This window comes from Methylobacterium sp. CM6246, from assembly GCF_054818005.1.
Genome location: NZ_JBTXKY010000001.1, coordinates 960,394 through 982,867, shown reverse-complemented (window position 1 = coordinate 982,867; position 22,474 = coordinate 960,394). Strand labels below are relative to the sequence as shown.

General features: G+C 68.8%; 26 protein-coding genes. 14 read left to right on the top strand and 12 right to left on the bottom strand.

Going from position 1 to position 22,474, the window contains the following annotated elements:
• The first annotated feature begins 203 nt into the window (after positions 1-203).
• On the top strand, positions 204-1,589 hold the full coding sequence (locus ACYQPG_RS05000; RefSeq protein ID WP_461230413.1) for an SLC13 family permease: 1,386 nt from the start codon (positions 204-206) through the stop codon (positions 1,587-1,589).
• A 148-nt stretch (positions 1,590-1,737) separates the two neighbouring features.
• Here ACYQPG_RS05000 and ACYQPG_RS04995 read toward each other — a convergent pair whose 3' ends face one another.
• The 4 genes from ACYQPG_RS04995 to ACYQPG_RS04980 all read right to left on the bottom strand — a co-directional run bounded on the left by ACYQPG_RS04995 (position 1,738) and on the right by ACYQPG_RS04980 (position 4,896).
• Positions 1,738-3,036, bottom strand: coding sequence for a DUF2254 domain-containing protein (locus ACYQPG_RS04995; protein WP_147908643.1), 1,299 nt, complete (start codon positions 3,034-3,036; stop codon positions 1,738-1,740).
• Positions 3,033-4,028: a mechanosensitive ion channel family protein gene (locus tag ACYQPG_RS04990; RefSeq protein WP_461230412.1), complete on the bottom strand. Its 996-nt coding sequence runs from the start codon at positions 4,026-4,028 to the stop codon at positions 3,033-3,035. Before ACYQPG_RS04990 ends, ACYQPG_RS04995 begins: the two co-directional genes overlap by 4 nt.
• Positions 4,029-4,138: 110 nt before the next feature.
• Positions 4,139-4,390, bottom strand: coding sequence for a hypothetical protein (locus tag ACYQPG_RS04985; RefSeq protein WP_461230411.1), 252 nt, complete (start codon positions 4,388-4,390; stop codon positions 4,139-4,141).
• 26 nt (positions 4,391-4,416) lie between these two features.
• On the bottom strand, positions 4,417-4,896 hold the full coding sequence (locus tag ACYQPG_RS04980) for a PRC-barrel domain-containing protein (RefSeq protein ID WP_461230410.1): 480 nt from the start codon (positions 4,894-4,896) through the stop codon (positions 4,417-4,419).
• 383 nt (positions 4,897-5,279) lie between these two features.
• Here ACYQPG_RS04980 and ACYQPG_RS04975 point away from each other — a divergent pair, with 383 nt between their 5' ends.
• From ACYQPG_RS04975 to ACYQPG_RS04960, 4 genes are all read left to right on the top strand, one after another.
• The gene (locus tag ACYQPG_RS04975) at positions 5,280-5,834 is read left to right on the top strand and encodes a fasciclin domain-containing protein (RefSeq protein ID WP_461230409.1); all 555 of its coding nucleotides are present in this window, start codon (positions 5,280-5,282) and stop codon (positions 5,832-5,834) included.
• Between the two features lie 229 nt (positions 5,835-6,063).
• Positions 6,064-6,399, top strand: a complete 336-nt coding sequence (locus tag ACYQPG_RS04970) for a hypothetical protein (protein WP_246692137.1) — start codon at positions 6,064-6,066, stop codon at positions 6,397-6,399.
• Positions 6,400-6,478: 79 nt separating this feature from the next.
• The gene (locus ACYQPG_RS04965) at positions 6,479-7,546 is read left to right on the top strand and encodes an endonuclease/exonuclease/phosphatase family protein (protein ID WP_147940271.1); all 1,068 of its coding nucleotides are present in this window, start codon (positions 6,479-6,481) and stop codon (positions 7,544-7,546) included.
• A gap of 55 nt (positions 7,547-7,601) precedes the next feature.
• Positions 7,602-8,876, top strand: coding sequence for a cation:proton antiporter (locus ACYQPG_RS04960; protein WP_147940272.1), 1,275 nt, complete (start codon positions 7,602-7,604; stop codon positions 8,874-8,876).
• Positions 8,877-9,390: 514 nt separating this feature from the next.
• On the opposite strand, the gene ACYQPG_RS04955 is transcribed toward ACYQPG_RS04960, so the two are convergent.
• The 7 genes from ACYQPG_RS04955 to coxB form a co-directional block, all read right to left on the bottom strand.
• Positions 9,391-9,645, bottom strand: a complete 255-nt coding sequence (locus ACYQPG_RS04955) for a hypothetical protein (RefSeq protein ID WP_147908648.1) — start codon at positions 9,643-9,645, stop codon at positions 9,391-9,393.
• A gap of 212 nt (positions 9,646-9,857) precedes the next feature.
• The gene (locus ACYQPG_RS04950; RefSeq protein ID WP_147908649.1) at positions 9,858-10,247 is read right to left on the bottom strand and encodes a c-type cytochrome; all 390 of its coding nucleotides are present in this window, start codon (positions 10,245-10,247) and stop codon (positions 9,858-9,860) included.
• Positions 10,241-10,648 (bottom strand): hypothetical protein, encoded by a 408-nt coding sequence (locus ACYQPG_RS04945; RefSeq protein WP_147940273.1) that lies wholly within the window; start codon positions 10,646-10,648, stop codon positions 10,241-10,243. The genes ACYQPG_RS04950 and ACYQPG_RS04945 overlap by 7 nt, the downstream gene beginning before the upstream one ends.
• 4 nt (positions 10,649-10,652) lie before the next feature.
• Complete coding sequence (locus ACYQPG_RS04940) at positions 10,653-11,285, bottom strand: cytochrome c oxidase subunit 3 (protein WP_147940274.1); 633 nt, start codon at positions 11,283-11,285, stop codon at positions 10,653-10,655.
• Positions 11,278-13,257: a cytochrome c oxidase subunit I gene (gene ctaD / locus ACYQPG_RS04935; protein WP_461230407.1), complete on the bottom strand. Its 1,980-nt coding sequence runs from the start codon at positions 13,255-13,257 to the stop codon at positions 11,278-11,280. The genes ACYQPG_RS04940 and ctaD overlap by 8 nt, the downstream gene beginning before the upstream one ends.
• Positions 13,258-13,279: 22 nt before the next feature.
• Positions 13,280-14,034 (bottom strand): IS5 family transposase gene (locus ACYQPG_RS04930; RefSeq protein ID WP_461230406.1). Its coding sequence is split into 2 segments (ribosomal slippage): positions 13,280-13,704 and positions 13,704-14,034, totalling 756 coding nucleotides; the frame shifts between segments, so codons are not numbered across the junction.
• Between the two features lie 66 nt (positions 14,035-14,100).
• Positions 14,101-15,156 carry a cytochrome c oxidase subunit II gene (gene coxB / locus ACYQPG_RS04925; protein ID WP_246692798.1) on the bottom strand — a complete coding sequence of 352 codons (1,056 nt, stop codon included), beginning with the start codon at positions 15,154-15,156 and terminating at the stop codon, positions 14,101-14,103.
• A 407-nt stretch (positions 15,157-15,563) separates the two neighbouring features.
• On the opposite strand from coxB, the gene ACYQPG_RS04920 reads away from it, so the two are divergent.
• The 8 genes from ACYQPG_RS04920 (at position 15,564) to ACYQPG_RS04885 (ending at position 21,193) form a co-directional block, all read left to right on the top strand.
• Positions 15,564-17,342, top strand: a complete 1,779-nt coding sequence (locus ACYQPG_RS04920; RefSeq protein ID WP_461230405.1) for a methanol/ethanol family PQQ-dependent dehydrogenase — start codon at positions 15,564-15,566, stop codon at positions 17,340-17,342.
• A 1-nt stretch (position 17,343) separates the two neighbouring features.
• Positions 17,344-18,207: a substrate-binding domain-containing protein gene (locus ACYQPG_RS04915; protein ID WP_461230404.1), complete on the top strand. Its 864-nt coding sequence runs from the start codon at positions 17,344-17,346 to the stop codon at positions 18,205-18,207.
• Positions 18,204-18,659 carry a c-type cytochrome gene (locus tag ACYQPG_RS04910; RefSeq protein ID WP_147908655.1) on the top strand — a complete coding sequence of 152 codons (456 nt, stop codon included), beginning with the start codon at positions 18,204-18,206 and terminating at the stop codon, positions 18,657-18,659. Before ACYQPG_RS04915 ends, ACYQPG_RS04910 begins: the two co-directional genes overlap by 4 nt.
• A gap of 38 nt (positions 18,660-18,697) precedes the next feature.
• Entirely contained in the window at positions 18,698-19,045 is a 348-nt protein-coding gene (locus ACYQPG_RS04905) for a GlcG/HbpS family heme-binding protein (protein ID WP_419828841.1), read from the top strand.
• Between the two features lie 104 nt (positions 19,046-19,149).
• Complete coding sequence (locus ACYQPG_RS04900; RefSeq protein ID WP_419828840.1) at positions 19,150-19,938, top strand: cytochrome c oxidase assembly protein; 789 nt, start codon at positions 19,150-19,152, stop codon at positions 19,936-19,938.
• Positions 19,939-20,181: 243 nt separating this feature from the next.
• Complete coding sequence (locus ACYQPG_RS04895; RefSeq protein WP_147908658.1) at positions 20,182-20,601, top strand: CBS domain-containing protein; 420 nt, start codon at positions 20,182-20,184, stop codon at positions 20,599-20,601.
• Positions 20,602-20,649: 48 nt separating this feature from the next.
• The gene (locus tag ACYQPG_RS04890) at positions 20,650-20,853 is read left to right on the top strand and encodes a hypothetical protein (RefSeq protein ID WP_461230403.1); all 204 of its coding nucleotides are present in this window, start codon (positions 20,650-20,652) and stop codon (positions 20,851-20,853) included.
• 28 nt (positions 20,854-20,881) lie between these two features.
• Positions 20,882-21,193, top strand: coding sequence for a hypothetical protein (locus ACYQPG_RS04885; protein ID WP_461230401.1), 312 nt, complete (start codon positions 20,882-20,884; stop codon positions 21,191-21,193).
• Between the two features lie 128 nt (positions 21,194-21,321).
• Here ACYQPG_RS04885 and ACYQPG_RS04880 read toward each other — a convergent pair whose 3' ends face one another.
• Positions 21,322-21,735 (bottom strand): hypothetical protein, encoded by a 414-nt coding sequence (locus tag ACYQPG_RS04880; protein WP_147940279.1) that lies wholly within the window; start codon positions 21,733-21,735, stop codon positions 21,322-21,324.
• A 409-nt stretch (positions 21,736-22,144) separates the two neighbouring features.
• On the opposite strand from ACYQPG_RS04880, the gene ACYQPG_RS04875 reads away from it, so the two are divergent.
• Positions 22,145-22,462 carry a GCG_CRPN prefix-to-repeats domain-containing protein gene (locus ACYQPG_RS04875; RefSeq protein WP_461230400.1) on the top strand — a complete coding sequence of 106 codons (318 nt, stop codon included), beginning with the start codon at positions 22,145-22,147 and terminating at the stop codon, positions 22,460-22,462.
• Positions 22,463-22,474 lie beyond the last annotated feature (12 nt).

Genomic DNA, 22,474 nt, shown 5'->3' with positions numbered 1-22,474 from the left:
GCCATCGTCACAGGGCCCGCCGCGGATCGCCGCGGCGGGCCATTTTCATGGTCATCTACGCTGTCATCCGGCGACGACGGCAGCGGAAGGATCTCCATGCGCACGCCCGTTTCTGTCGCCGTCCCTGATAGCGGGACGTACCTCGCCCCGGCATCCGATCGCCGCGGGTCTATCAGTCCCCCGAGCCGCACCGACCAAACCTGATGGCGATTCATGCGCGGGAGCGGGTGGTTGCGGCGGCCCTCGCAGCACTTGCCGCGGCGGTGTGGTTTCCCGACGGGCTCGATTGGCCGGCGCGGGCCGCGCTGTTGGCCTTCGGCGGAGCCGCGATCCTCTGGATACTGACCGACCTGAGCGCGGCCTACGTCGCTGTGGCCGCCGCCGTCTTCCTCGTCGCGGTCCGGGCCGTCGAGCAGCGGGCGCTGATCGAGGGCCTCGGCTCGAAGGTGGTGTGGCTCGTGATCGGCACCTTCGTCCTCGGTGCGGCGGTCGAGAAGAGCGGGCTCGCCGACCGGCTCACCGCCGTGATCGCCGGGCGCGGGACCACGGTCGGCGGCCTGATGTGGCGACTGACGCTCGGCATCGTCCCCCTGGCCTTCCTGATCCCCTCGACCTCCGGGCGGGCGACCGTGCTCCTGCCGCTCCATCGCAGCCTGACCGAGGCGGATGACGACCCGCGTCTCGCCAAGGCCGTCGGGCTGCTGATCCCCGCCCTCGTCGTCATCTCGACGATCTGCAGCCTCACGGGCGCCGGCTCGCACCTCGTCACCGTCGACCTGCTGGAACGGCTTTCCGGTCAGAGCATCGGCTTCGGGCAATGGATGCTCTGGGGCCTGCCGTTCGGCATGGCCGCCTGCCTGATCACGACCTTCCTGATCGGCCGCCTGTTCCTCGACCGGCAGACGCTGGCGCGGCGGGTGGCGGAGATCGAGGCCCCGTCCGGTCCTCTCTCCGCCCGGGAATGGCGGACGGGCGCGGTCGTGCTCGCCATGCTGGGGCTCTGGCTGACGGAGGGGTATCACCCGTTCGGCATCGCCACCGTGGCGGTCGTGGGTGCGGTGGTCCTGACGATGCCGGTCGTCGGCGTGCTCGACTGGGACGATGGCGTGAAGGCCGTGAACTGGGGGCTGGTACTGTTCATCGCCGCCTCCCTGGTGCTCGGCCGGGCCCTCATCTCCACGGGGGCCGCGAAATGGCTGATCGGCTCGGCGTTGTCGGCGAGCGGCCTGGACGGCGACAGCCCGACGCTCCTGATCCTGCTCGGATTGTCGGCGCTCAGCCTGTCGGCGCACCTCTACATGGTGTCACACACCGCACGGGTGGTCGCGTTGCTGCCACCGCTGCTGCTCCTGGCGGACAGGCTCGGCCTCAACCCGGTCGCGGTCGCGTTCCTGGCGAATGTCGGGATGGATTACTGCCTCACCCTGCCGGTCTCCTCGAAGGCGCTGCTGATCTTTCAGGGCACCGAGCGACCGGCCTGGACGGCGAGGGACCTGCTCAGGCTGGGGGCGCTCCTGGCGCCCGCCTACGCGGCGCTGATGGTCGCGGCCTACTATCTCTTCTGGTCGCAGGTCGGCCTGTCCTTGTGACGCCGTCCTTGCGTCGTTCCGAAGCGGGCGCGAGCGAGGGGGATGCTGCGATGCGGAGCAGGAGCGCGTAGCCGGTCAGTCGGTGGTCGGCCTGATGGACGACGTGACGATGGCCCTTGGCGATGGCGTCCGGGATTGCCGTGCACGCTCACGCGGGATCGCCGCCCATGCGTGTCACCGTGAAACGGACATGCCGTGCCTCCAGGTCGGCAAGGTCGTGCGGATCCGCGACGTCGCGCCGGGCCGCGGCGAGGACGAGGTCCGCATGGCGGGCGAGTTCGGCGGTCCGGTCCGTCAGACGCTCGACTTCGGCGACGCGGGTGAGCACGTCGAGCATCCGGGCCAGCACGTGCACCGAGCCGGCGGCGTTCTGGCGGATCATGTGAAACATGGCATCGCACAAGCCGTCATAGTCGGTGACCGGAACGACGAGCACGACCCGGCCGTCGCGCACGACCGTTCCGGACGGCAGGTGGCGCCACGCAACGCGGCAGAGGGCGTCCCCGAGATGGTCGACGACGCTTCCGGCCGTGAACGGGTCGTTGATGCCCGGCGACAGCGCGCGGACTGCAATCTCGACGAGCTGCCGGATCGAGTATTCCAGATCCTGGAGGGCGGCCGGGCGGCGTCCGAAGGTCAGCGCCCGGTTGAGCGCCACCTCGACGTCCTCGATCCCAGCGGAGAGGAACGCGACCGGGAATCCCCTCGGGACGTAATCCCCCGGTCGCACGCGCAGGGCAACGGTCGCGCCATGCGCGTGAGCCCAGTCGGCCAACCCGTCCTCATCCACGGCCTGGAGATAACCGCTGCCCTCGATGCGGACCCCGCCACCGGTCGGCAGCCGGGCCGGGAGCGTCATACCGGCCGTCTCGCAAGTCCGGGCCTCGACGGCAGCGCACAGGTCGCGGTGCACGGCGTCGACAACCGTCTCGACGTTGATGCTGACGGCGATGTGGTGGACGAACCAGACCAGGGTGGCCAGTGACAGCAGCGCCAGCGCGATGGCCCCGGTGATCGCGAGGTGCGGGACGAACGGGCTCTCCTGCACCGTGCGCACCGTCCGCAGGACCATCAGCGCGTACGCGAAGGTGCCGAGGAAGATGCCCAGGACGACCTGGTTGCGGGCGTCACGGGTGAAATTGCGCAGCAGCCGCGGGCCCATCTGGCCGGAGGCCAGCGTCAGGGCCGCGATGGTGATGGAGAAGGTGGTGCCGGCGACCCCGATGGTCGAGGACGCCACCGCACTCAGGAGTGCCCGCGCCCCCTCGGCGCCTCCGGAATAGCCCCAGTTCTGGTTCGGCGAGGACGCGTCGTAGCTGGCGATGTGGGCCGTCTCCAACCAGACCCCGAGCTGGGCCAGCCCGAGGCAGCCGAGAACGATCAGGGCGGGCCTGAGCCAGAACAGGTCGCCCAGGAACTCGATCCAGGCCTGGAGGCGCGCCTTCATGCCGGCTCCTGCTTTCTCTCGGAACGACCGCCTTCGGCGTCCTCGCGTTCGCGGTCGTCACGATCGGCGCGGAGCACCTGCCAGCGCGCTCGCGGCGGAGTCTTGCCGGCGGGCCAGCCCTCGCGCTGGCGGGTGCGGTCGCCGTCCGACGCCTCGGTCTGGTCGTGCAGAAGCACCTGGCTCGTGGGGTACGGCAGGTCGATGCCGGCGGCGGTCAGCGCGTCCTTCACGTTCGAGATCGCGTGGTCCAGCGCATCCACCGCGTCGCGGCGGCGTGGCGGGTCGATCCAGAACCGCGCCGTCATGTCGACGCCGGCGGCGCCGAGCCCGGTGACCAGCGCCTCCGGCGCCGGGTCGGCGAGCACGCCCCCGGTCCCGCGCAGGGCCTCGACGATGACGCGGCGGGCCTCCTTCATATCGTCGCCGTTGCCGATGGTGAGCGGGAAGGCGAGCCGGCGCTTGTCGTGCGCGGTGATCACCGTGATCTTGTCGACGAACAGCGTCGCGTTCGGGATCAGGACCCGCTGATTGTCGTAGGTGCGCAGCACCGTGGCCCGCACCCACACGTCCTCCACCGTGCCCTCGTGCGAGCCCGCCCGGATCTGGTCGCCGATCACGAACGGACGGGTCAGCAGGATGAGGATCCCGGCCAGCAGGTTCTGGAGCACGTCCCGGAAGGCGAAGCCGATGGCCACGCCGCCGATTCCGAGGAGGTTGAACAGGTCGGCCGCGGAGACGGAGGGGAAGGCCACCGAGGCCGCGACCAGGAACGACACCAGGATCGTCATGCCGCCGGCGATGCGGCCGAGGACCGAAGCCGAGCCGGGCGAGGCCTGCCGCAATTCGGCGGCCCGGCGGACGGCGGCCCGGACGCCGCGGGCGATCAGCAATCCGACGCCGAACAGGACGAGGGCGATGACGAGCCCCGGCACGAGGGCGGCGGCCGAGCGGCCGAGCCCTTCGAGGCGTCCCAGCGCTTCCGAAAAGATCATGCGGGATCCCGATTCATGGGAAAGCCGCCGGTGGCGGATGTGCCAGCCGGCGGCGCTTCATCTTCGGTCCGCGAGGGCGGCAGGCCCCCGCGGATCATATCTCAGCCGGATCAGCGACGCGGGCCGCCGGTGGTTCCACCATATTGTTGGCCGCGGGCTCCCCGTGAGGGCATGGCGGCGTTGCCGCGGCTCGCCGAGCCCTGCCGCATGCGGTGGCGCCGGTGCATGCGCACCTGCACGAGGTCGGCGTTCGCGGCCGGAGCGACGCCCGTCATGGTCATCGGCAGGGCCGTCGACGGCATCGTGGAGGCACCGAGGCCGAGACCGGCCAGGAGCGCCGAGGCGAGGATGGTGTGCTTCATGGTCGTCTCTCCTTCCGTGGGGCCGATCAGCTCTTCTTCTTCGAGTAGGTGAACTTCGGCGCGTTCTTGAGGGTGTCCTTGTCGGTGTCGGCGTGCGCCGCCCACGTGCCGTCCTTGTCGCTGATGGCGAGCGTCGCGGGATCGAGCACGACGTAGCTCTCGCCGATGCCGAGGAAGCCGCCGACGCTGACGACGACGCCGGTCAGCGTCTTGCCGTTCTCGATCGCGAGATCCTCGATCTCGCCGACGGTCTCGTTCTTGTTGTTGTAGACGGTCGTGCCGATGAGCTTGGACGACATCACGTCCGCGGGCTTCACGGTCACGTACTTCAGCTTGACCGTCGCGGTGTCGGCCATCGTCATCCCCCGGCCGGAGGATGTCATGTCGGAGGACGCGGGCATGGCGGTGCCGGGAACCGGGGCCGCGGGCGTCGTCTGGGCCAGGGCCGGGGCCGGGGCCGACAGGCAGGCGAGCGCGACGGCGGCGGCGAACGTGCGATAGAGCAAGAAGATCTCCCGAGTGTTGGTTCGAAGGTGCCGCTCGGATCGCCCCTGACGGGACCGGACTCGTCCCCGTTCCGGCTGCACAGTTCGGAGCCCCAACGTTCGCGTTCAGGAAACGTTCAGAAAAAACGACGGCCCGCGTGTGACTATTTGGCTAGTTTCCCGCTCGTCAGGGACCGAACAAAGGGCCCGGGAACCGTGCCGCTGACAATTAAGCGTCAGCATAAGGTCGAGCAAACTGGCATGAAGAAAAACTAAGCCCGCGTCATTTACGCAGGGGCGATGAATTTCTTGTGATCTAGGCTGTGAAACCCGAACGCTCATCATCCCGTAACGCCGTGACGAGCCTCGACGATCGAGCCGTGATGACGCCTACAGGACCCTTTATGATGCGTACGATTCTGCCTGCCGCCCTTCTCGCCTCCGGCCTGGCCTTCGCGGCGCCGGCCTTCGCCGAGACCGCCCCCATGGTCGGCGGCGCGCCGATGATGCCCATCAAGACCATCGTGGAGAACGCGTCCAAGGCCAGCAACCTGACGACCCTCGTCGCCGCCGTGAAGGCCGCCGGGCTCGCCGACACCCTGAATGGCAAGGGCCCGTTCACGGTGTTCGCGCCGACCAACGACGCCTTCAAGAAGCTGCCGGCCGGCACGGTCGACGCGCTCCTGAAGCCGGACATGAAGAAGACGCTGACGGCCGTGCTCACCTACCACGTCGTTCCGGGCAAGCTCGACGCCAAGGAACTGATGGCCAAGGCCAAGATGGGCGGCGCCGACGCCAACCTGAAGACGGTCGAGGGTCAGGTCCTGACGGTGAAGATGGACGGCGACCGACTGGCGCTGATCGATCAGAAGGGCGGCGGCGCCTTCGTGGAGCAGGCCGACGTGAACCAGTCGAACGGCGTCGTGCACGTCATCGATAGCGTCCTGATGCCGAAGTAAGCCGACACCTCGGACGGCCCGCCCCGTGTGTCACGGGACGGGTTCGACCACGGCGACATCGCCGTCCCGGCAGCGTGCCGGGCCCGGCTTCGCGTTCGACGTACGGACGGACCACCCGGGAAACGGATCGTCGCGCCTCGGCGGCCCTGCGCCCGACGAGGAACCAAAGGGGCCGGCGGGGTTTCAGATCGACACCCCCGATCGCCGTCCATCCGACAGGACCGTTTGCATGAATTCGCTCCACCTCGCCCGGGCCGCGTCCGGTCGCGCCGCCACGCGCATCGTCGGCCCACTCCTGTTTGCCGTCGGCGTGGCGTTTGCCAGCCCCGCGAGCGCGCAGTCCGCGGCCAGCTCTATCGACCAGCCGACCGCTGGGACGCTGCCCTCGGGAACCTCGACGGTGAAGGGCGCCGGAAACGCGCGCCACGAGGGCAACGGGCAGGTCGCACCGCCGAGCGCGATCCAGTCCTCGACCGACGTCATGCAGTCCGAGGGTTCGGTCCAGAGCAAGACCCAGGGCGGCCGGACCGACCCGATCAAGCACCTGCCCAAGGACATGCGCTGAGCTCCGCCTGCCCCGATTGCGGGGACAGCCCGACCGGCGTTTCTCGGCTGGCGGTGAGCCAACCTGCCGGGCGCCGCCCGTGAAGGCCCTCGCCCGCTACGCGCTCATCCTGCTTGCCGCCATCCTGGCCGCCGCGAGCTTCGTGCCCTTGATCCCGACCGAGTGGTGGGCGGTGCGGCTGCTCGACTTTCCGCGCCTGCCTTTCGCCGGAGGCCTGCTGGCGGTCGGTCTGGCCCTGTTTCCCTTCCTTCGGGGAGCTCCCAGGTCGACCCTTCCGGCTCTTGCGCTGGTGACCCTCGCACTGGCGGTCAACGCCTGGATCCTGTGGCCATATCGGCCGACGGGCGGCATGCGGGTCGAAGAATGCCCCGTGGAGCGCAGGCTCTCCGTGCTGATCGCGAACGTGCAACTCGGGAACCGGAACGCCGCGCCCTTGGTCGAGGCCGTCGGGCGGGAGGAACCCGACCTGTTCCTCGCCATGGAGACCGACACGTGGTGGGACGAGGCCTTGAAGCCCGTGCTCGCCGCGATGCCCCACGCCCTGCAGCGGATCACGGGGTCGTATTACGGCATCCACTTCTTCTCGCGTCTGCCCCTGGTGAACGGCGGCATCCGTCATCTCGCCGGGCAGGACACGCCGGCGGTCGTGACCGGCGTCACCCTGCGCAGCGGGGAGGTCATCGATTTCGTCGGCCTCCACCCGAAGCCGCCGCAGCCCTGGCAATCCGCCCGCGGACGGGACGCCCAACTCTACGCGGCGGCCGCGGTGCTGCGCGACCGGGTCGAGCCGGGCGTCCTCGCCGGCGACCTCAACGCCACGCCGTGGGAGATCGCCGTGGAGCGGATGGCCAGGCTCTCCGGATTGATCGACCCGCGCCGCGGCTACGGCTACGTCGCGACCTGGAACGCCCATTCGTCCTGGATCCGCTGGCCCCTCGACCACGTCTTCCACGAAGGCGGGTTCGCGACGCTGGACGTCGAGCGCCTCGACGCCTTCGGCTCGGACCACGTCCCCCTTCTCGTCCGTCTGTGCCGGCAGACCGGGGAACGGGGGAGGATGACGCCGCAGCGGGACGCCGACGATGTCGCCGCCGCCAACGCGGTGCTCGCCGCCGCCGGGGCGACCGAACGCCTCCAGCCGCGATGAGCCTCCAGTCCGGCAAACCCATCGCAGCCCGCTCCGGCGCGGGCGGGAGAGTCCCATGATCTCGATCTTCGACCTCGCCGCACTGCTGCTGACCCTCTCGGCCCTGTTCGGCTGGCTGAATCGCCGCTTCCTGCGCATGCCGCATACCATCGGCCTCCTGGTGATGGGGCTGCTTGCCTCGCTCACCCTCGTCGGTCTCGACCTCGCCTTCCCGGGCCAGCACCTCTACGAGGACCTGACCAGGGTGCTGAGGCAGGTCGACTTCACCGAGGTGGTGATGAATGGCATGCTGGCCTTCCTCCTCTTCGCCGGCGCCATGAGCCTCGACCTGCGCATGCTTCGCGACCGGGCCTGGCCTGTCGCCACGCTGGCGCTTTTCGGCACCCTGATCTCCACGGCCATCGTGGGCGGCGCGTTCTGGCTGGCGGCCGACCTCGTCGGGCGGCCGGTCCCGCTCTCCTGGGCCCTCGTCTTCGGCGCCCTCATCAGCCCGACCGATCCGGTCGCGGTGCTGGCGACCCTGAAGAACGTCAAGGTGCCGGAAACTCTCGAGGTCGAGATGCAGGGCGAGGCCCTGTTCAACGACGGCATCGGCATCGTGCTGTTCACCGTGCTCGTGGCCTTCGCGGCGGGCTCCGGCGGGGAGGCCACGAGCGCTGGCGGCATCGCCACGCTGCTCCTGCAGGAGGCCGGCGGCGGTCTCGTCCTGGGGATCGCGACCGGCTACGTCGCCTACCGGGCCATGCGCGCCATCGACGACTTCCCCGTCGAGGTGCTGATCACACTGGCGCTGGTCGCGGGCACCTACGCCCTCGCCCAGAAGCTGCATTTCAGCGGCCCCCTCGCGGTGGTCGCCGCCGGGCTCCTTGTCGGCGACCGGGCCCCGCGCGACGCCATGAGCGAGGAGACGCAAGGCTACGTCTCGGCGCTGTGGACCCTGATCGACGAGGTGCTGAACTCGGTGCTGTTCCTGCTGATCGGGCTGGAGGTGCTGGTGCTGCGATTCGAGCTCGGCGGCCTGGCACTGGCCGCCTGTGCGGTTCCCATCGTCCTCGTCGCCCGGTTGGTGGCCGTCACGACGCCGCTCCTCGCCTTCCGCTGGGGCGGCAACCTCTCGCCCCGCAACGTGCCGTTCCTGACCTGGGCCGGCGTTCGGGGCGGCATCTCCGTGGCACTGGCGCTTTCGATACCGGAGAGCGACGCCAAGCCCGCGATCCTGGCATCGACCTACGCGGTGGTGCTGTTCACCATCATCGTGCAGGGCTCGACGCTCGGGCTGGTGGCGCGACGCACGCTGCGTGAACGAGTGCCGCCCTCGGATGTCTCCTGAAAGGCCGACTTGTTCGCCGGGCGCTGTCCCGCGCCGGTAGCGCCGTCCGCTTGATGGGCCATACCCCTGACGCAGCCGGTCAGCTTTCGGCCGGACGATGCCATGCCGGATCGCCGATGGGCGCAGAACCGGCCGTTCGACCTTGTGTCCATCACGGCCGTCGAGAGCACCGCGCAGGCGATCACCCCGGGTAGTCTTCGGTGGCGGGCTGCGGCCTCGCTTCCGGCGCTCCGCCTCCAAACGCCCGAGCGGATCGGGCCATTCGCGCATGGAGCTACGAGTCTGAGCAGTCCTTACGCGGCCGGTTTTTATCGGGCGCTCAGCGTTCGCTGATCCGGTTCGGGTTCAGTTCGCTCACCTCGTCGGCCCGGATCGATGGCCGCTGTTTCGTCCTCCGGCGAGGATCGGTTGTCATCTGCTGTCGGGTCCGTCGCATCCACGGGCAGCCCTCTGCGGTCGAGCTGCTTTGGCGTGAAGGGCGGGCATCCCGCTCGATCGCGCTCCTGAGCCATCGTCAGGTCCGGGAGAACGGGCCGTCCGTTGGGCCGATCTCGCTGCGGTCTCCGAGCACGTGCCGACCCGAGGCGATGACCTGAATGGCCGCCCGGCTTTCGCATTCCCGGCGCGCGACGGTCTCCAGATCACGGAGATAGGCGATGACCGGACCCCGCGCGCTCCGGCGCTGTCGAAGGACGGGCCGGACCTTCGCGGTGACATGGTCCGCGACCGTGTCCCAAAAGCCGTCAGGCGTCGCGGCGGTGTGGGGCATGATCCATCCTCATGGCGGCGTGTGAACGAGAGGCGGCTCCGCCGGCCAGGATCGGGGGCGTGTCAGAACCGGCGGAGCCGACCGGAGCATGTCCGGTGACCCGATCTACATCGGCGGCGCCGGTCCCGAATCGACCTGGATCAGAGTCCGTCCAGAAATCTCGCGTCGCCGAACCAATCTTGCATCGTCGTCCGATCGGCGTCGGAATCCGTTCAGCGGAGGGTCGCGAGATAAGCCGCGATGGTCCGGGCGTCGTCCTCGGTGATCCCCATGTTCGGCATGGCATTGCCGGGTACCACGGATTGCGGATCCCGGAGCCAGCGGATCATGGATTGCGGTTCGTTCCGCAGCATCCCTGCGAGGAAGACCCGCCGGCCGATCCCGTTGAGGGGCGGGCCGACCCGACCGGTCGCTCCCTCGACGCCGGGGATCTCGTGGCAGCCTCCGCAGCCGTAACTCCGGATGAGGTGCACCGCGCCATGGGCATCGGTCCGATCGCCGGCGGTGGCCTGACCGTCGCAGCCGGCGGTCGAGAGAGCGCAGGCGAGCGCGGCGAGGGCGAGCGGCCCCCTCGGCCGGGGACGACGGCGATCGATCAGCATGTCGAGACCAGCAGGATGGGAAGGAACGCGAACAGGATTCCGATCGCGAAGCCGAGGCTCGTCACGATCCCGCATAGGGCCAGGAAGCGCGTGCGGCCTTCCCCGATCTCCAGCGTCCGCTGCTGGCCGCCCGCCTGCTCGGTCCCGGTGCGTCGCCACGCGGCGTGCGCGTACCAGAGGGCGGCCAGGGAAATCCCGAGGCCCAGGATGTCGGCCACGCCGAGGATTGCCCAGGTCGCGCCCGCCGCATCCGTGGCGCAGGACTGGCTCGCGAGGCCGTAATTGACGAGGCTCAGACCGACCCAGGCGAGTGGTGCGCCCGCAAGTCCGAAGGCGACCTGAACGAGGCCGACCCGGTGGCGCTGAGGTGCCGGATGCCCGGCGGCGAGGTCCGGTGCCATCGCGCTAACTCAGGTGTGGCGACAGGGACAGGGTCGCGAAGACCGCGACCTCGGCAGCGACGACGAAGTACCAGTAGGCGGCCCCGATCCGCACCGGCGCCGACCGCGCGGCGCCGAAATAGCCGCGCAGCGTCCAGCCGCTCAGGGCCGCCAGGATTCCGAGTCCGACGACGAGATGCGCGACGTGGACCCCGGTGATCGTCAGGTACAGGGAACGGTAGGCCCCGGCCGTGAGGCTCGCATGGGCGCGCCAATCGAGCCCCTGGATGCCCAGGAAGACGAGGCCCAGGAGGAACGCCGCAGCCAGACCGGCTGCGGCGGGGCGCGGCTGGTCGACGCGAATGGCGCGATCCGCCCACCATACCGCCCCGGCGCTGATGACGGCGAGGACGAGGTTGGTGAGGGCGTAGCCGAGGCCGGGCGACCCCTGCGGTGGCCATGCGCCCTGCGCGGAGGCGGCCGTGTAGAAGTATCCGAAGATCAGGTAGCCAAAGATCGTCGCCTCGGTCAGGATCAGGAACAGCATCCCGAGCATGCCGGAGGAGCGGACGTCGCTCACCGTGCCGACCGGCAGGGCCCGCTCGGCGGGCTCCAGGGTCCTGTCCGCCGGCGGTGCGAGCGTTGCTGAATCAGCCATGGGCGGGGGCTCCCGTCGCTGCGGCAAGCCGCTGCCCGAGGCCGCGTTCCGGCCAGAGCCAGGCCAAAATGGCGAGGCCGGTGCCGATCATCGCCGCCCCCGCGAGCCACCACGCGTGGAGGAGCAGCGCCACGAACAGCAGGGCCAGGGCGACCGTCAGCCAGAACGGCGCTTGGCTGTCGCCGGGCATCTTCAGGATCACGTCGGGCTCGGCATCCAGCACCGTCGTCGCGATGGTTTCCCGGCCGTGGTCGAGGAGGAGACCCCGGTCGATCTGCGAGCGGTCGGTGCGCTCGTCGGCATCGAGGCGGTCCTCCCAGAGCGGATGGCGGCTCGCCACGGTGGGGATCACCGCGAAGTTGTAGGGCGGCGGCGGTGACGGGGTCGCCCATTCGAGGGTCGGCGCGTCCCAGGGATTGTCGCCCGCCACCGCTCCGCCCCGCAGGCTGATCGCGACGTTGACGAGGAACAGGAGCACGCCGAGCGCGAACAGGAAGGACCCGATCGTGGTGACGAGGTTGAGGTTGGTCCAGCCCATCTCCGGGCCGTAGGTGTAGATGCGCCGGGGCATCCCCATCAGGCCGGTGATGTGCATCGGGAAGAAGCCGAGGTTGAAGCCCACGAACATCGTCCAGACGTTCCACCGGCCGAGGCGCTCGTTCATCATCCGGCCGGTGAATTTCGGGAACCAGTAATAGATTCCGCCGATCACCGGGAAGACGTTGATGCCGACCAGAACGTAGTGGATGTGCGCCACCACGAAGTACGTGTCCGTCAACTGCCAGTCGACCGGTACCGAGCCGGTCATGAAGCCGGAGACGCCGCCGATCACGAACAGCAGGACGAAGCCCACGAAGAACAGGAACGCCGTGGTGACGACAGGTCGCCCGCCCCAGATCGTGGCGATCCAGGCGAAGACCGCCACCGCGCTCGGCACCGCGATCACGATCGAAGCCGCCGAGAGGAAGGAGAGCGCGAGGTCGGGGATGCCGGTGGCGAACATGTGGTGCACCCACACGCCGAAGCCGAAGATCATGGTGGCGACGGTGCCGAGCGCCACCAGGGTGTAGCCGACCAGCGGCCGGCGGCAGAAGGTGGGCAGGGCGTCCGAGACGATGCCCATGGCCGGCAGCACCAGGGCGTAGACCCATGGGTGGCCGAACATCCAGAACAGGTGCTGCCACAGCAGCGGCGAGCCGCCGTCCCGCGGATCGAAGAACGTCGTGCCGAACTGCCGGTCGAGCCACAGGAGCAGGCAGGCGAGGCTGACCGCCGGCACCGCGAACAGGTTGGCGACCGAGGCGGTCATCGTGCCCCAGACCAGGATCGGCAGGCGGTTGATCGACATGCCCGGCGCGCGGGTGCGCATCAACGTCACGACGAAGTTCACCGAACCGACGGTCGTGGAAATGCCCAGGAAGATCAGGCCCAGCAGATACCAGTCGATGTTGGGGCCGGCATTGTAGACCTTCGACGCGTAGGGGACGTAGTTGAACCAGCCGTCGTCCGGCGCCTGCCCGATGAAGAAGCTCGCGTAGAGGAAGAGCCCCGAGGCCAGGAAGATCCAGTAGGACAAGGCATTGAGCCGGGGGAAGGCCATGTCGCGCGAGCCCAGCAGCAGCGGCCAGAGGTAGTTCGAGAAGCCGGAGAGCACGGGGAAGGCGTAGAGGAACATCATCGTCACGCCGTGCATCGTGAAGAGCTGATTGTAGGCCTGCGGCGAGATCAGCGCCCGGTCGGGGCCGGCGAGCTGCAGGCGGATCACAAGGGCCTCCAGGCCACCCGCGATGAGGAAGGCGAAGGCGGTGACGAGGTAGCGGATGCCGATGATCTTGTGATCGACGGTGCCCACCACCCCGAGGAGGCCGGGCTCGGTCCGCCAGATCCGCTCCAGCCGGTCGAGCACGTCCTGGCCGGGCCGCTCGATCGCCTCGGGGATGCGCGCGGGGGAGGCCGCCGGTGAATGCGCCATGGCGGTCTCCTAGCGTCCGGACTCATAACCAGTAGCTGAGGGTGGCGGCGAGACAGACAGCGGCGAGGTAGTTGGTTGCCAGGCGGTCGTAGCGTGTGGCGATACGCCGGAAGTCCTTGAGGCGGCCGAACATGCGCTCGATGGCGTTGCGTCCGCGATAGAGCACGGGCGAGAAGCACGGTTTCCAGAGGCGATTGACCTTGGGCGGGATGTTGGGTGCGGCCCCCGTGGCCTCGATCTGCCGGCGGATGGCGTCGCTGTCGTAGCCCTTGTCGGCCAGCACGATGCGGCAGGCGGGCAGGCGTTCGAGCAGCAGCGCGCCGGCCTTGCAATCGGCGACCTGCCCGCCGGTCAGGAGGAAGGCGAGCGGGCGACAGAAGCGGTCCGTGAGCGCATGGATCTTGGTCGTGCGACCGCCCCGCGAGCGGCCGATCGCTTGGTTTTGCTCCCCCCTTTTCCTCCCGCCGCGCAGCGGTGCGCTTTCACGGCGGTGGAATCGATCAGCACCTGGGACGGCGGGCCGCCAGCCTGCGCGAGCGTCTCGAACAGCGCGACCCAGACGCCCTTGGCCGCCCAGCGCACGAAGCGGTTGTAGAGCGTCTTCTTCGGCCCGTAGACCTCGCGCGGTGCGTCCGTCCAGCGGCCGCCGGACTTCAGCACATGGACGATACCGCTGATCACCCGCCGGTCGTCCACGCGTTCCTTGCCGCGCGTATCGTTCGGCAAATGCGGTGCGATCTTCGCAAACTGCTCGTCCGTCAGCCAGAACTGATCCATCGGCCCCTCCCATGGGAGCCGTGAATCACACCCGAGCCGTCCGCGCCACCGTTATGGGTCCGGACGCTAATCCAGCGTATCGAGATAAGCCTGGACCCGGGCGAGCTCCGGGCCCGAGATGTCGAGACGAGGCATTTTCGACCCCGGCTTGATGTGCTGCGGATCGGCGATCCAGGCGCCGCGATAACCGGGGTTGTTGGGCACGGTCCCGGCAGCGAGGGTCGTGCGCGACTTCAGATGGGTGAGGTCCGGTCCGAGCCTGCCGCCCACCGGCGTTCCGCGCACGGCGTGGCACAGGCCGCATTTGGCCGCGAAGGTCGTCTGCGCCTCAGCGAGGTCGCCGGTCGGCGGCGGTGTCGGCGCCAGCTGATGCCGATACCACGTCTCGAACGCCTCAGGCTCCTGCGCGATGACGACGAAGCCCATATGCGCGTGCTGCTGCCCGCAATACTCCGTGCATTGCCCGCGATACGTGCCGGGCACCCGCGCCTGAAGCCAGGTCGTGTTGGTCTGGCCGGGGATGACGTCCGTCTTGCCGTGCAGCGCCGGCACCCAGAACGAGTGGATCACGTCCTCGCTCGCGAGCTTGAACGCCACAGGCTCGCCGACGGGAATGTGGATCTCGTTGGCGGTGGTGAAGGTGCGCGCGTGATCGGGGCTGAGGTAGCGCACACCCCACCACCATTGCCGGGCGGTGATCTCGATCGTGAGCCTGGGCTTGGTCGCGGGCCGGGCCACGGTGGAGAGCACCACCATCGTCCAGGCCGCCGCGCCGAACAGCACGAGGGTCGAGACGCCGACGCCGACATAGATCCACGGCAGGCCGCCGCCCGAACGAGCCACGGCCAGCGCTCGGGGATTGCCCGAACGGTCGGTTCCCCGGTGGCGGAGGAGGGCCCAGGCCAACAGGGCCGCGATCAGCACCGAGACGAGGCAGGAGATCGCCATCGTGCCGTAGGTCAGCGGCAGGATGCCGTCGGCCCGCGTGCCGAACGCGGTCATGTACCCGAGCGGGGCCGCCGCCGCGCAGGCGGGGTCACACAGTAAAGCTACGCCGAGCGTCGCGCCGGCAAGCAGGAAGTCCCGGCCATCGCGATGCCCTGACCTGCTGTCCTCGCGCAAGCGCTACCTCATGAAGCGATGAACCCGTCCAGGGGGGCCGGCCCCGCACACTCTATCTTGAAGTCTATCGTTCATCTCCCACCGACCTACCGAAACAACATAGATCATAAATCCCGGCGGAATTCTTTTCGCAATAAAAACCCTTACTTTGAGAACCCGAATGGAAGATCGCGGTTGGCTCGACAGGGGGCGAGCATCGACTTGGCCCGGTCTGCTGCGACGGAGCGATCATGCGACTGACCGTCACCTCGGTATCTGTTATCGCACTTGTCTGGGGCAGCGTCGCGTTCGCTCAGGATGCGGGCCGGGACAGGAGCCCTGCGACGGGCAAGGGGACCGGAACGGAGGGGCCCTCAGGCAAGACGCCGCCCCCCGGGGACGAACTGGCGAAGAACCCTCAGGTCCTCATGCCGACCGTCAACCCCGTCACGGAAAGCGCCTCGAAGGCGACGCTACCGGCCTTCGCCGCGAAGGCCGACACGGACAACGCCGGTCAATGGCCGAGCCCCGGGCGCAACACGGCGCTCACCCGCTACAGCGACCTCGACGAGATCACCAAAGACAACGTCCAGAGCATGCAGGTGGCCTCGACGTTCTCGGTCGGGACGAACCGCGGCCAGGAGAGTGCACCGATCGTGGTCGGCGACACGCTCTACCTGGTCTCCGCCTTCCCCAACATCCTCTACGCGCTCGACCTGACCAAGCCCGGTTTCCCGATGAAGTGGTCCTATGACCCGAAATCGGAGATCGCCTCGCAGGGGGTCGCGTGCTGCGACACGGTCAACCGCGGGCCGACCTATGCGGGCGGCAAGGTCCTCTACAACACCCTCGACAACGTCACGGTGGCCGTGGACGCCAGGACCGGCAAGGAGGTCTGGCGGCACAAGAACGGCGACATCAACCAGGGCGAGACGATGACGATGGCCCCGCTGGTGGCGGGGGACAAGGTCATCGTCGGCAATTCCGGCGGGGAACTCGGCGTACGCGGCTGGTCGAAGGCCCTGGATCTCGGCTCCGGCAAGGAGATCTGGCGCGCCTACACGACGGGCCCGGATACCGACGTGAAGATCGGGGCGGATTACAAGCCCTTCTACGACCAGGAGAAGGGCAAGGACCTCGGGGTCAAGTCCTGGCCCTCCGACATGTGGCGGCATGGCGGCGGCTCGGTCTGGGGCTGGGTCAGCTACGACCCGGATCTCCGGCTCGTCTATTACGGCACGTCGAATCCCGGGCCGTGGAACCATGAGCAGCGACCGGGCGACAACAAGTTCACTGCCGGGATCTTCGCCCGCGACGTCGATACGGGCAACGCGCGGTGGTATTACCAGTTCAGCCCGCACGACTATTACGACCACGACGGCGTCAACGAGAACGTGCTGCTCGACATCGAGTGGAAGGGCAAGCCGCGCAAGGCCCTCGTCCATCCGGACCGGAACGGCCACGTCTACCTGATGGACCGCACGAACGGCGAAGTCCTCTCGGCCGGCACCTACCACTACACCAACACCAATTTCGGCGTGGACCTGAAGACCGGCAAGCTGAAACACAACACCGAGAAGGCACCGAAGGTCGACACCGTGGTGCGCGACATCTGCCCGAGCCCGCCCGGCGCCAAGGATTGGAGCCCGTCGAGCTATTCGCCCCAGACCGGCTTCCTCTACCTGCCGCACAACAACCTCTGCATGGACGAGCGCCTGTCCGAGGTCGGGTACATCGAGGGCACGCCCTATGTCGGGGCCGACGTGAACATGAAGCCGGGCCCCGGCGGCCACCGCGGCGAGTTCACCGCCTGGAACGTCACCGACGGCTCGGAGGCCTGGACGATCAAGGAGAAGTTCCCGGTCTGGGGCGGGGCGGTGGCGACGGCCGGCGGCCTCGTCTTCTACGGGACCATGGACGGCTGGTTCAAAGCGGTCGACGCGCATACCGGCAAGGAGCTTTGGAAGTTCAAGACCGGCTCCGGGATCATCGGCCAGCCCACCACGTGGAAGGGGCCGGACGGACACCAATACGTCTCGATTATCGACGGTGTCGGCGGCTGGTCCGGGGCACTGGTGTCGGCCGGGCTCGACCCGAAGGAGGGTACCGCGGCGCTCGGTTTCGTGGCGGCCATGCGCGACCTCCCGCAATACACCACGGCCGGAGGCACGCTGTATGTCTTCAAGCTGGCCAAGAACCCGGCCTAGCATGGCCGCGCGTCTCGTTGCGCTGGCGGCTGCGCTGCCCCTGCTGGCGACCGCGACCCTGAAGCCGGCCGCGGCACGCGACCTGCGGGTCTGCGCCGACCCGAACAATCTGCCCTTCTCCGACAAGGCCGGGGGAGGCTTCGAGAACAGGATCGCCGAAATCGTCGCGAAGGACCTCGGCGCCCAGCTCACCTATACGTGGTGGGCGCAGCGGCGCGGGTTCCTCCGCAACACGCTCAATGCCGGCCTGTGCGACGTGGTGCCGGGCCTGCCGGTCGGCGTGGAGATGGCTCGACCGACCGCGCCGGTCTACCGGTCCGGCTACGCCTTCGTGCAGAAGGCGGATGCCGTACCCATCACCGCCCTCGACGATCCGCGCCTGAAAGACCTGCGCATCGGCGTGCAGATGGTCGGGGACGACGGCTACAACACGCCCCCGGCCCACGCCCTGTCCCGACGGGGAATCGTGGCGAACGTGCGCGGTTACGATCTCTACGGCGATTACGGCACGCCGCACCCGCCCTCGCGGATCGTCGAGGCGGTCGCGAAGGGCGAGGTCGACGTCGCCGTCGTCTGGGGGCCGTTGGCGGGCTACTTCGCCGCCCGGCAGGATCCGCCGCTTCAGGTCCACCTCGTGCGGCCGCCCTTCGACGGGGCCCGTCTGCCGCTCGCCTTCGACATCGGCTTCGCCGTGCGCCGCGAGGAGGACGGGGGCGCCTTCGCCCAGGAGATCGGCGGAGCGTTGCGGCGGCACCGAGCCGAGATCGACGCCATCCTGGTCGATTATGGCGTGCCGCGCCTCGACACGCCGGAGACCCAGGACGCTCCGAACCCAACGCCCTCACGCCAGGATTCGCAACGATGATGCGCCGCCATGCCCTCCTCGCCGGTCTCGTCGCCCTGGTGTCCGGGCCCATGCTGCACCGTGCGCTCGCCCAGGACCCCGCGGGCAACCAGCAGCCTCAAGTGGTGCTGACGCCCCAGGGCGTCGGTGGCGCCGCGGTCCCGACGACCGGCGCGGAGAAGGCCAAGAAGTATGAGAACGACCCGGCCGCGATCGAGCAGGGCAAGGCCCTCTACGCCGCCTTCAACTGCAACGGCTGCCACGCCGGCGGGGGCGGCGGTTTCGGGCCGGCCCTGTCGGACGACAACTGGATCTACGGCGGCTCCCTGCCGAACATCGTGGACACCCTCTACGAGGGCCGCCCCAAGGGCATGCCCGCGTGGCGCGGCAAGATCCCCGACGAGCAGATGTGGCAGATCGCGGCCTACGTGAAGTCGCTGAGCAAGCCCGGCGGCATCGCCCCGCCGCTCTGACCGTTCGCCCGGTTCCCGAGGCCCGAAGGAGATTGCCCATGCTCACGCTCGACGACGCCAAGCGGATCATCGCCGTGGTCGATGCGGGCGGCCACCTCCTGGCCTTCGCCCGGCAGCCCGGGGCATGGCTCGGCAGCATCGACATCGCCATCAACAAGGCGTTCACCGCCCGCGCTTTCGATATCTCGACCAAAGCGCTGGCGGAGCTGTCGCAGCCCGACGAACAGTTCTTCGGCATCCATACGAGCAACCACGCCCGGGTCGTCATTTTCGCCGGTGGCATCCCGCTCAAGCGCGACGGGACGGTGATCGGCGCCGTCGGTGTCAGCGGCGGGTTCTCGAAGCAGGACCAAGCCGTGGCCGAAGCGGGCGTCGCTACCCTCTAGAGCCGTTCCCAATCCTCGATTCGACGTGCTCGCCTGCGCCGGACCGGTATCCGCCTCGGCGGCGCGTGCTCCAGCCGATCGTTTTCCAAGAGAGGAGGCGCACGATGCCGGCGCAGATCCCCTATTGTGGCAGCCCGCCCGATCCGGGCACGCTGATGGCGCACTGGAACCTCGACCCGGTCCTGATCGCGGTCCTCCTGGTGATCGCGGGGTTGTACGGAGTGGGCAGCACCCGTGCCCGGCTGAGCCGCGGGGAGCGCGCTTCGTTCCTCGCCGGCTGGGGTATCACCGGCCTGGCCCTGGTGTCGCCGCTCTGCGCCCTCTCCGTGGCGCTCTTCTCCGCCCGGGTCGGCCAGCACATGGTGATCTCCCTCATCGGTGCGCCCCTCGTCATCCTGGGACGCCCGGTCCTGGCGTTCGGAGCGCTGATCGGCCGGCAGGCGGCGGGCACGCGACGCCCAGGCCCCGTCGTCGCGGGGCTGGTCTTCGCGATGGCGCTCTGGTTGTGGCACAGCCCCGCCCCGTACGCGGCCACCTTCGCGAGCGACCGTGTCTACTGGCTGATGCACATCACCCTGTTCGGCAGCGCCCTGATGGTGTGGCAGGCCCTGCTGGCCGACGGGCGGGACGCGCTGATCGCCCTGGGCGTCGGCATCGGCACGTCGATCCAGATGGGCTTTCTGGGAGCGATCCTGACCTTCGCGGGCCGGCCGCTCTTCGCCGACCACCTGCTGACGGCCCCGATCTGGGGCTACACGCCACTGGAGGATCAGCAACTCGGCGGCGTCCTGATGTGGGTGCCGGGCTGCTCCATCTTCGTCATGGCCGCCTGCCTGTCGCTGGGACAGCTGATGCGGTCGGCCGGACCGGCGCGGAACGTCCCGGCGGCCTGAACCGGATCGTCCGTAACACCTTGATCTTACGGCTTGGGCGGGAGGCCAAGGTCGGCGCCACCCCGCAGCCGGAATGATCTCTTTTGACATCGACCACATCAACAAAGATGCCTGAAATATCTTTGCTGTCCGTCTTTGTTGATCGGAACACTGTCGATGGTCTTGCTTTGATCGGTTGTAGATCTTGCTGATCCGCCGCGTTTGGCGATCACGAGCCCCGTTGCCGTCATTTGGGAGAATGCCATGCCGATCAGTGACGTGATGACCGCGGACGTATCCGTCGTACGATCAGACCAGAGCATCCGGGACGCCGCGCGCTTGATGGCGGATCTGGACGCGGGTGTCGTTCCCGTCGGCGAGAACGACCGGCTGGTCGGCATGCTGACGGACCGCGATATCACGGTGCGTGCGGTCGCCGCGGGCAAGGGGCCGGATACGCCCATACGCGAGGCGATGACCACCGAGGTCCGGTACTGCTACGCCGACGAGGATTGTGCTGCGGGCGCGCAGACCATGGGCGAACTCCAGATCCGACGCCTGCCGGTGCTGGACCGGGACAAGCGGCTCGTCGGCATCGTGTCGCTCGGCGATCTCTCGACGCTCTACAGCAGCGGCTCGGCCGGGAGCGCCCTCGGCTACGTGTCGGAGCAGTCAGGGTCGTGACCGTGGGCCTGATCTTGCGCCGTCATGACCGATACCACGACGATTCACATGGCGGATAGGAAGCAACGCGAGCACACGCCCCGCAGCCGGGACGAAGCACGGTCTCCGCTGGATGAAGAGCCACCGCTGTTCTGCAGCCACGAGGATCGCTGGCTCGACCGGATCATCGTGGGGTTCCTGGCGCTGATGCTCATCCTGGCTGCGATCGGCCTGATCACCACCCTGGTCGACCTGCGCGTCTTGCTCCGCTGAAAGCGCAGCCAAACCGGGAGTTGTCCCGATGGACAGACGCACCCATCACATGACCGATCCCTCGCCCCAGCGGCTCTCACGCGAGGAAGCCTGCGCGATCGATAAAAAACCGCCTCCGATGCAGGCCGGGACGAGCCGAGAGGCGGTCGTCCCGTCCCCGTCGACCGAACGGCTGCCCGACCCGTCGTGGTCCGAGCGACGTTCCACGGCGACCGCAGGGTCGGCGGGTACGGCCCCCGCTGGCACCGCTGGGGCAGCGATCGCCCCGTCGGATTCCACCCACCCTGAGGCGGCCGGCACGGCGGTTGGCATCACCGCCGATGATCCGACCCTGACCTGAACGACGCCGCCCGGAGCGACGGCCAGGCGGCCTCAGGCCTTCGGGTGCGGCGCATTCCACCTGCGAAAAGGGGCACCCGGATCGAATCCGAGTGCCCCGACAAACGCCAGAGTCAGGTGGTGGAAGGCTCAGTAGCCGTAGCCGTAAGCCGGGTAACCGTAGCCGCCGCCGTAGCCGTAAGCGGGGGCGTAGCCGTAGGCCGGCGCGTAGCCGTAGCCACCGCCGTAATAACCGACCGGGCGTCCGTAGCCGTAGCCACCGTAGCCGCCGTAGCTGTTGGCCACGATCGCGCCCGCGGCCAGGCCGGCGATGCCGAGGCCGATGGCTGCGCCCGGGCCGATGCCGCGACGGTAGCCGTAGCCGCGGCCGTAACCGCCGTAGCCACGATAGCCGCCGTAACCGCCGCGGAACCCGACGCCCCGGTATCCGTAGCCGCCATGACCGTAGCCGCCGCCATAACCCCAGCCGCGTGCCTCGGCAGGTGCCGACGCCAGCAGGCCTAGTCCGAGCAGTGCCGTCGAAGCGAGTGCAAGCTTGCGCATCCGGGTTGTCCTGTTCTGGTGAATATGGCGTTTCAACAATTTGGCCGCCGGCCCGTTCCAAAATGAAGCTGGTTCAGCCTGTCACGGTACAGACGGATGGGCATACTGGTGAGAGCGTCGAAAGCGGCGGACCGGACCCTGGCGGCGCACCGCGTTCCGGATCCGGCACCCACACTGCTACGCCTGCCGGCGATCCGGCGCCGTGCGCGTCCGCACGGGTCTTCGCAGCGCGCCAGACTGGCGAACACGCTGTCTTGATGCGTCATTCCGGAAGGCCGCCCTGCGATCGATCAATCCAGTCCCCGTCGGATTGATGAACGATCCGACCGGAACCGGTTCAGGCCGCCGGCCACATCCTCTGGTCATCCGGTCCGGCAGATGCGGGCCGACGGGTTCAGGAGATCGGGTCATGGTGCGTTCCAGGATGCTCGGTATCGCCGCGATCGTCGCGGCAGGACTTGCCACCGGCACGGCGGCGCAGGCGGCCCCGTTCGGGTACGCCCCGCCCGACAGCGCCGGGCTGATCGAGCACGTGGCCGGCGGCTGCGGTCCGGGCTTCCATCCGAACCCGTGGGGTCATTGCCGTCCCAACGATCGCGGATGGGGCTATGGCGGCCCGCGGGGCCCCTATGGCGGCCGTCCGGGATATGGGTACGGCCACGGGGGTGGTTACGAGCGTGGCCCCGGGGGCTACAACGGCCCGCGCCGGTTCTACGGCGGCTGGTAGTCCGTACGGACC

Excerpts from the sequence above, each read along its gene's own strand:
- ACYQPG_RS04890 (WP_461230403.1), top strand. The coding sequence starts at position 20,650 with ATGGCGGATAGGAAGCAACGCGAGCACACGCCCCGCAGCCGGGACGAA.
- ACYQPG_RS04880 (WP_147940279.1), bottom strand. The coding sequence starts at position 21,735 with ATGCGCAAGCTTGCACTCGCTTCGACGGCACTGCTCGGACTAGGCCTG.
- ctaD (WP_461230407.1), bottom strand. The coding sequence starts at position 13,257 with ATGGCGCATTCACCGGCGGCCTCCCCCGCGCGCATCCCCGAGGCGATC.
- ACYQPG_RS04970 (WP_246692137.1), top strand. The coding sequence starts at position 6,064 with ATGAATTCGCTCCACCTCGCCCGGGCCGCGTCCGGTCGCGCCGCCACG.
- ACYQPG_RS04905 (WP_419828841.1), top strand. The coding sequence starts at position 18,698 with ATGCTCACGCTCGACGACGCCAAGCGGATCATCGCCGTGGTCGATGCG.
- ACYQPG_RS04995 (WP_147908643.1), bottom strand. The coding sequence starts at position 3,036 with ATGAAGGCGCGCCTCCAGGCCTGGATCGAGTTCCTGGGCGACCTGTTC.
- ACYQPG_RS04915 (WP_461230404.1), top strand. The coding sequence starts at position 17,344 with ATGGCCGCGCGTCTCGTTGCGCTGGCGGCTGCGCTGCCCCTGCTGGCG.
- ACYQPG_RS04945 (WP_147940273.1), bottom strand. The coding sequence starts at position 10,648 with ATGGCACCGGACCTCGCCGCCGGGCATCCGGCACCTCAGCGCCACCGG.
- ACYQPG_RS04955 (WP_147908648.1), bottom strand. The coding sequence starts at position 9,645 with ATGCCCCACACCGCCGCGACGCCTGACGGCTTTTGGGACACGGTCGCG.
- ACYQPG_RS04940 (WP_147940274.1), bottom strand. The coding sequence starts at position 11,285 with ATGGCTGATTCAGCAACGCTCGCACCGCCGGCGGACAGGACCCTGGAG.
- ACYQPG_RS04990 (WP_461230412.1), bottom strand. The coding sequence starts at position 4,028 with ATGATCTTTTCGGAAGCGCTGGGACGCCTCGAAGGGCTCGGCCGCTCG.
- ACYQPG_RS04895 (WP_147908658.1), top strand. The coding sequence starts at position 20,182 with ATGCCGATCAGTGACGTGATGACCGCGGACGTATCCGTCGTACGATCA.
- ACYQPG_RS04985 (WP_461230411.1), bottom strand. The coding sequence starts at position 4,390 with ATGAAGCACACCATCCTCGCCTCGGCGCTCCTGGCCGGTCTCGGCCTC.
- ACYQPG_RS04885 (WP_461230401.1), top strand. The coding sequence starts at position 20,882 with ATGGACAGACGCACCCATCACATGACCGATCCCTCGCCCCAGCGGCTC.
- ACYQPG_RS04875 (WP_461230400.1), top strand. The coding sequence starts at position 22,145 with ATGGTGCGTTCCAGGATGCTCGGTATCGCCGCGATCGTCGCGGCAGGA.
- ACYQPG_RS05000 (WP_461230413.1), top strand. The coding sequence starts at position 204 with ATGGCGATTCATGCGCGGGAGCGGGTGGTTGCGGCGGCCCTCGCAGCA.
- ACYQPG_RS04975 (WP_461230409.1), top strand. The coding sequence starts at position 5,280 with ATGATGCGTACGATTCTGCCTGCCGCCCTTCTCGCCTCCGGCCTGGCC.
- ACYQPG_RS04920 (WP_461230405.1), top strand. The coding sequence starts at position 15,564 with ATGCCGACCGTCAACCCCGTCACGGAAAGCGCCTCGAAGGCGACGCTA.
- ACYQPG_RS04910 (WP_147908655.1), top strand. The coding sequence starts at position 18,204 with ATGATGCGCCGCCATGCCCTCCTCGCCGGTCTCGTCGCCCTGGTGTCC.
- ACYQPG_RS04960 (WP_147940272.1), top strand. The coding sequence starts at position 7,602 with ATGATCTCGATCTTCGACCTCGCCGCACTGCTGCTGACCCTCTCGGCC.
- ACYQPG_RS04900 (WP_419828840.1), top strand. The coding sequence starts at position 19,150 with ATGCCGGCGCAGATCCCCTATTGTGGCAGCCCGCCCGATCCGGGCACG.
- ACYQPG_RS04950 (WP_147908649.1), bottom strand. The coding sequence starts at position 10,247 with ATGCTGATCGATCGCCGTCGTCCCCGGCCGAGGGGGCCGCTCGCCCTC.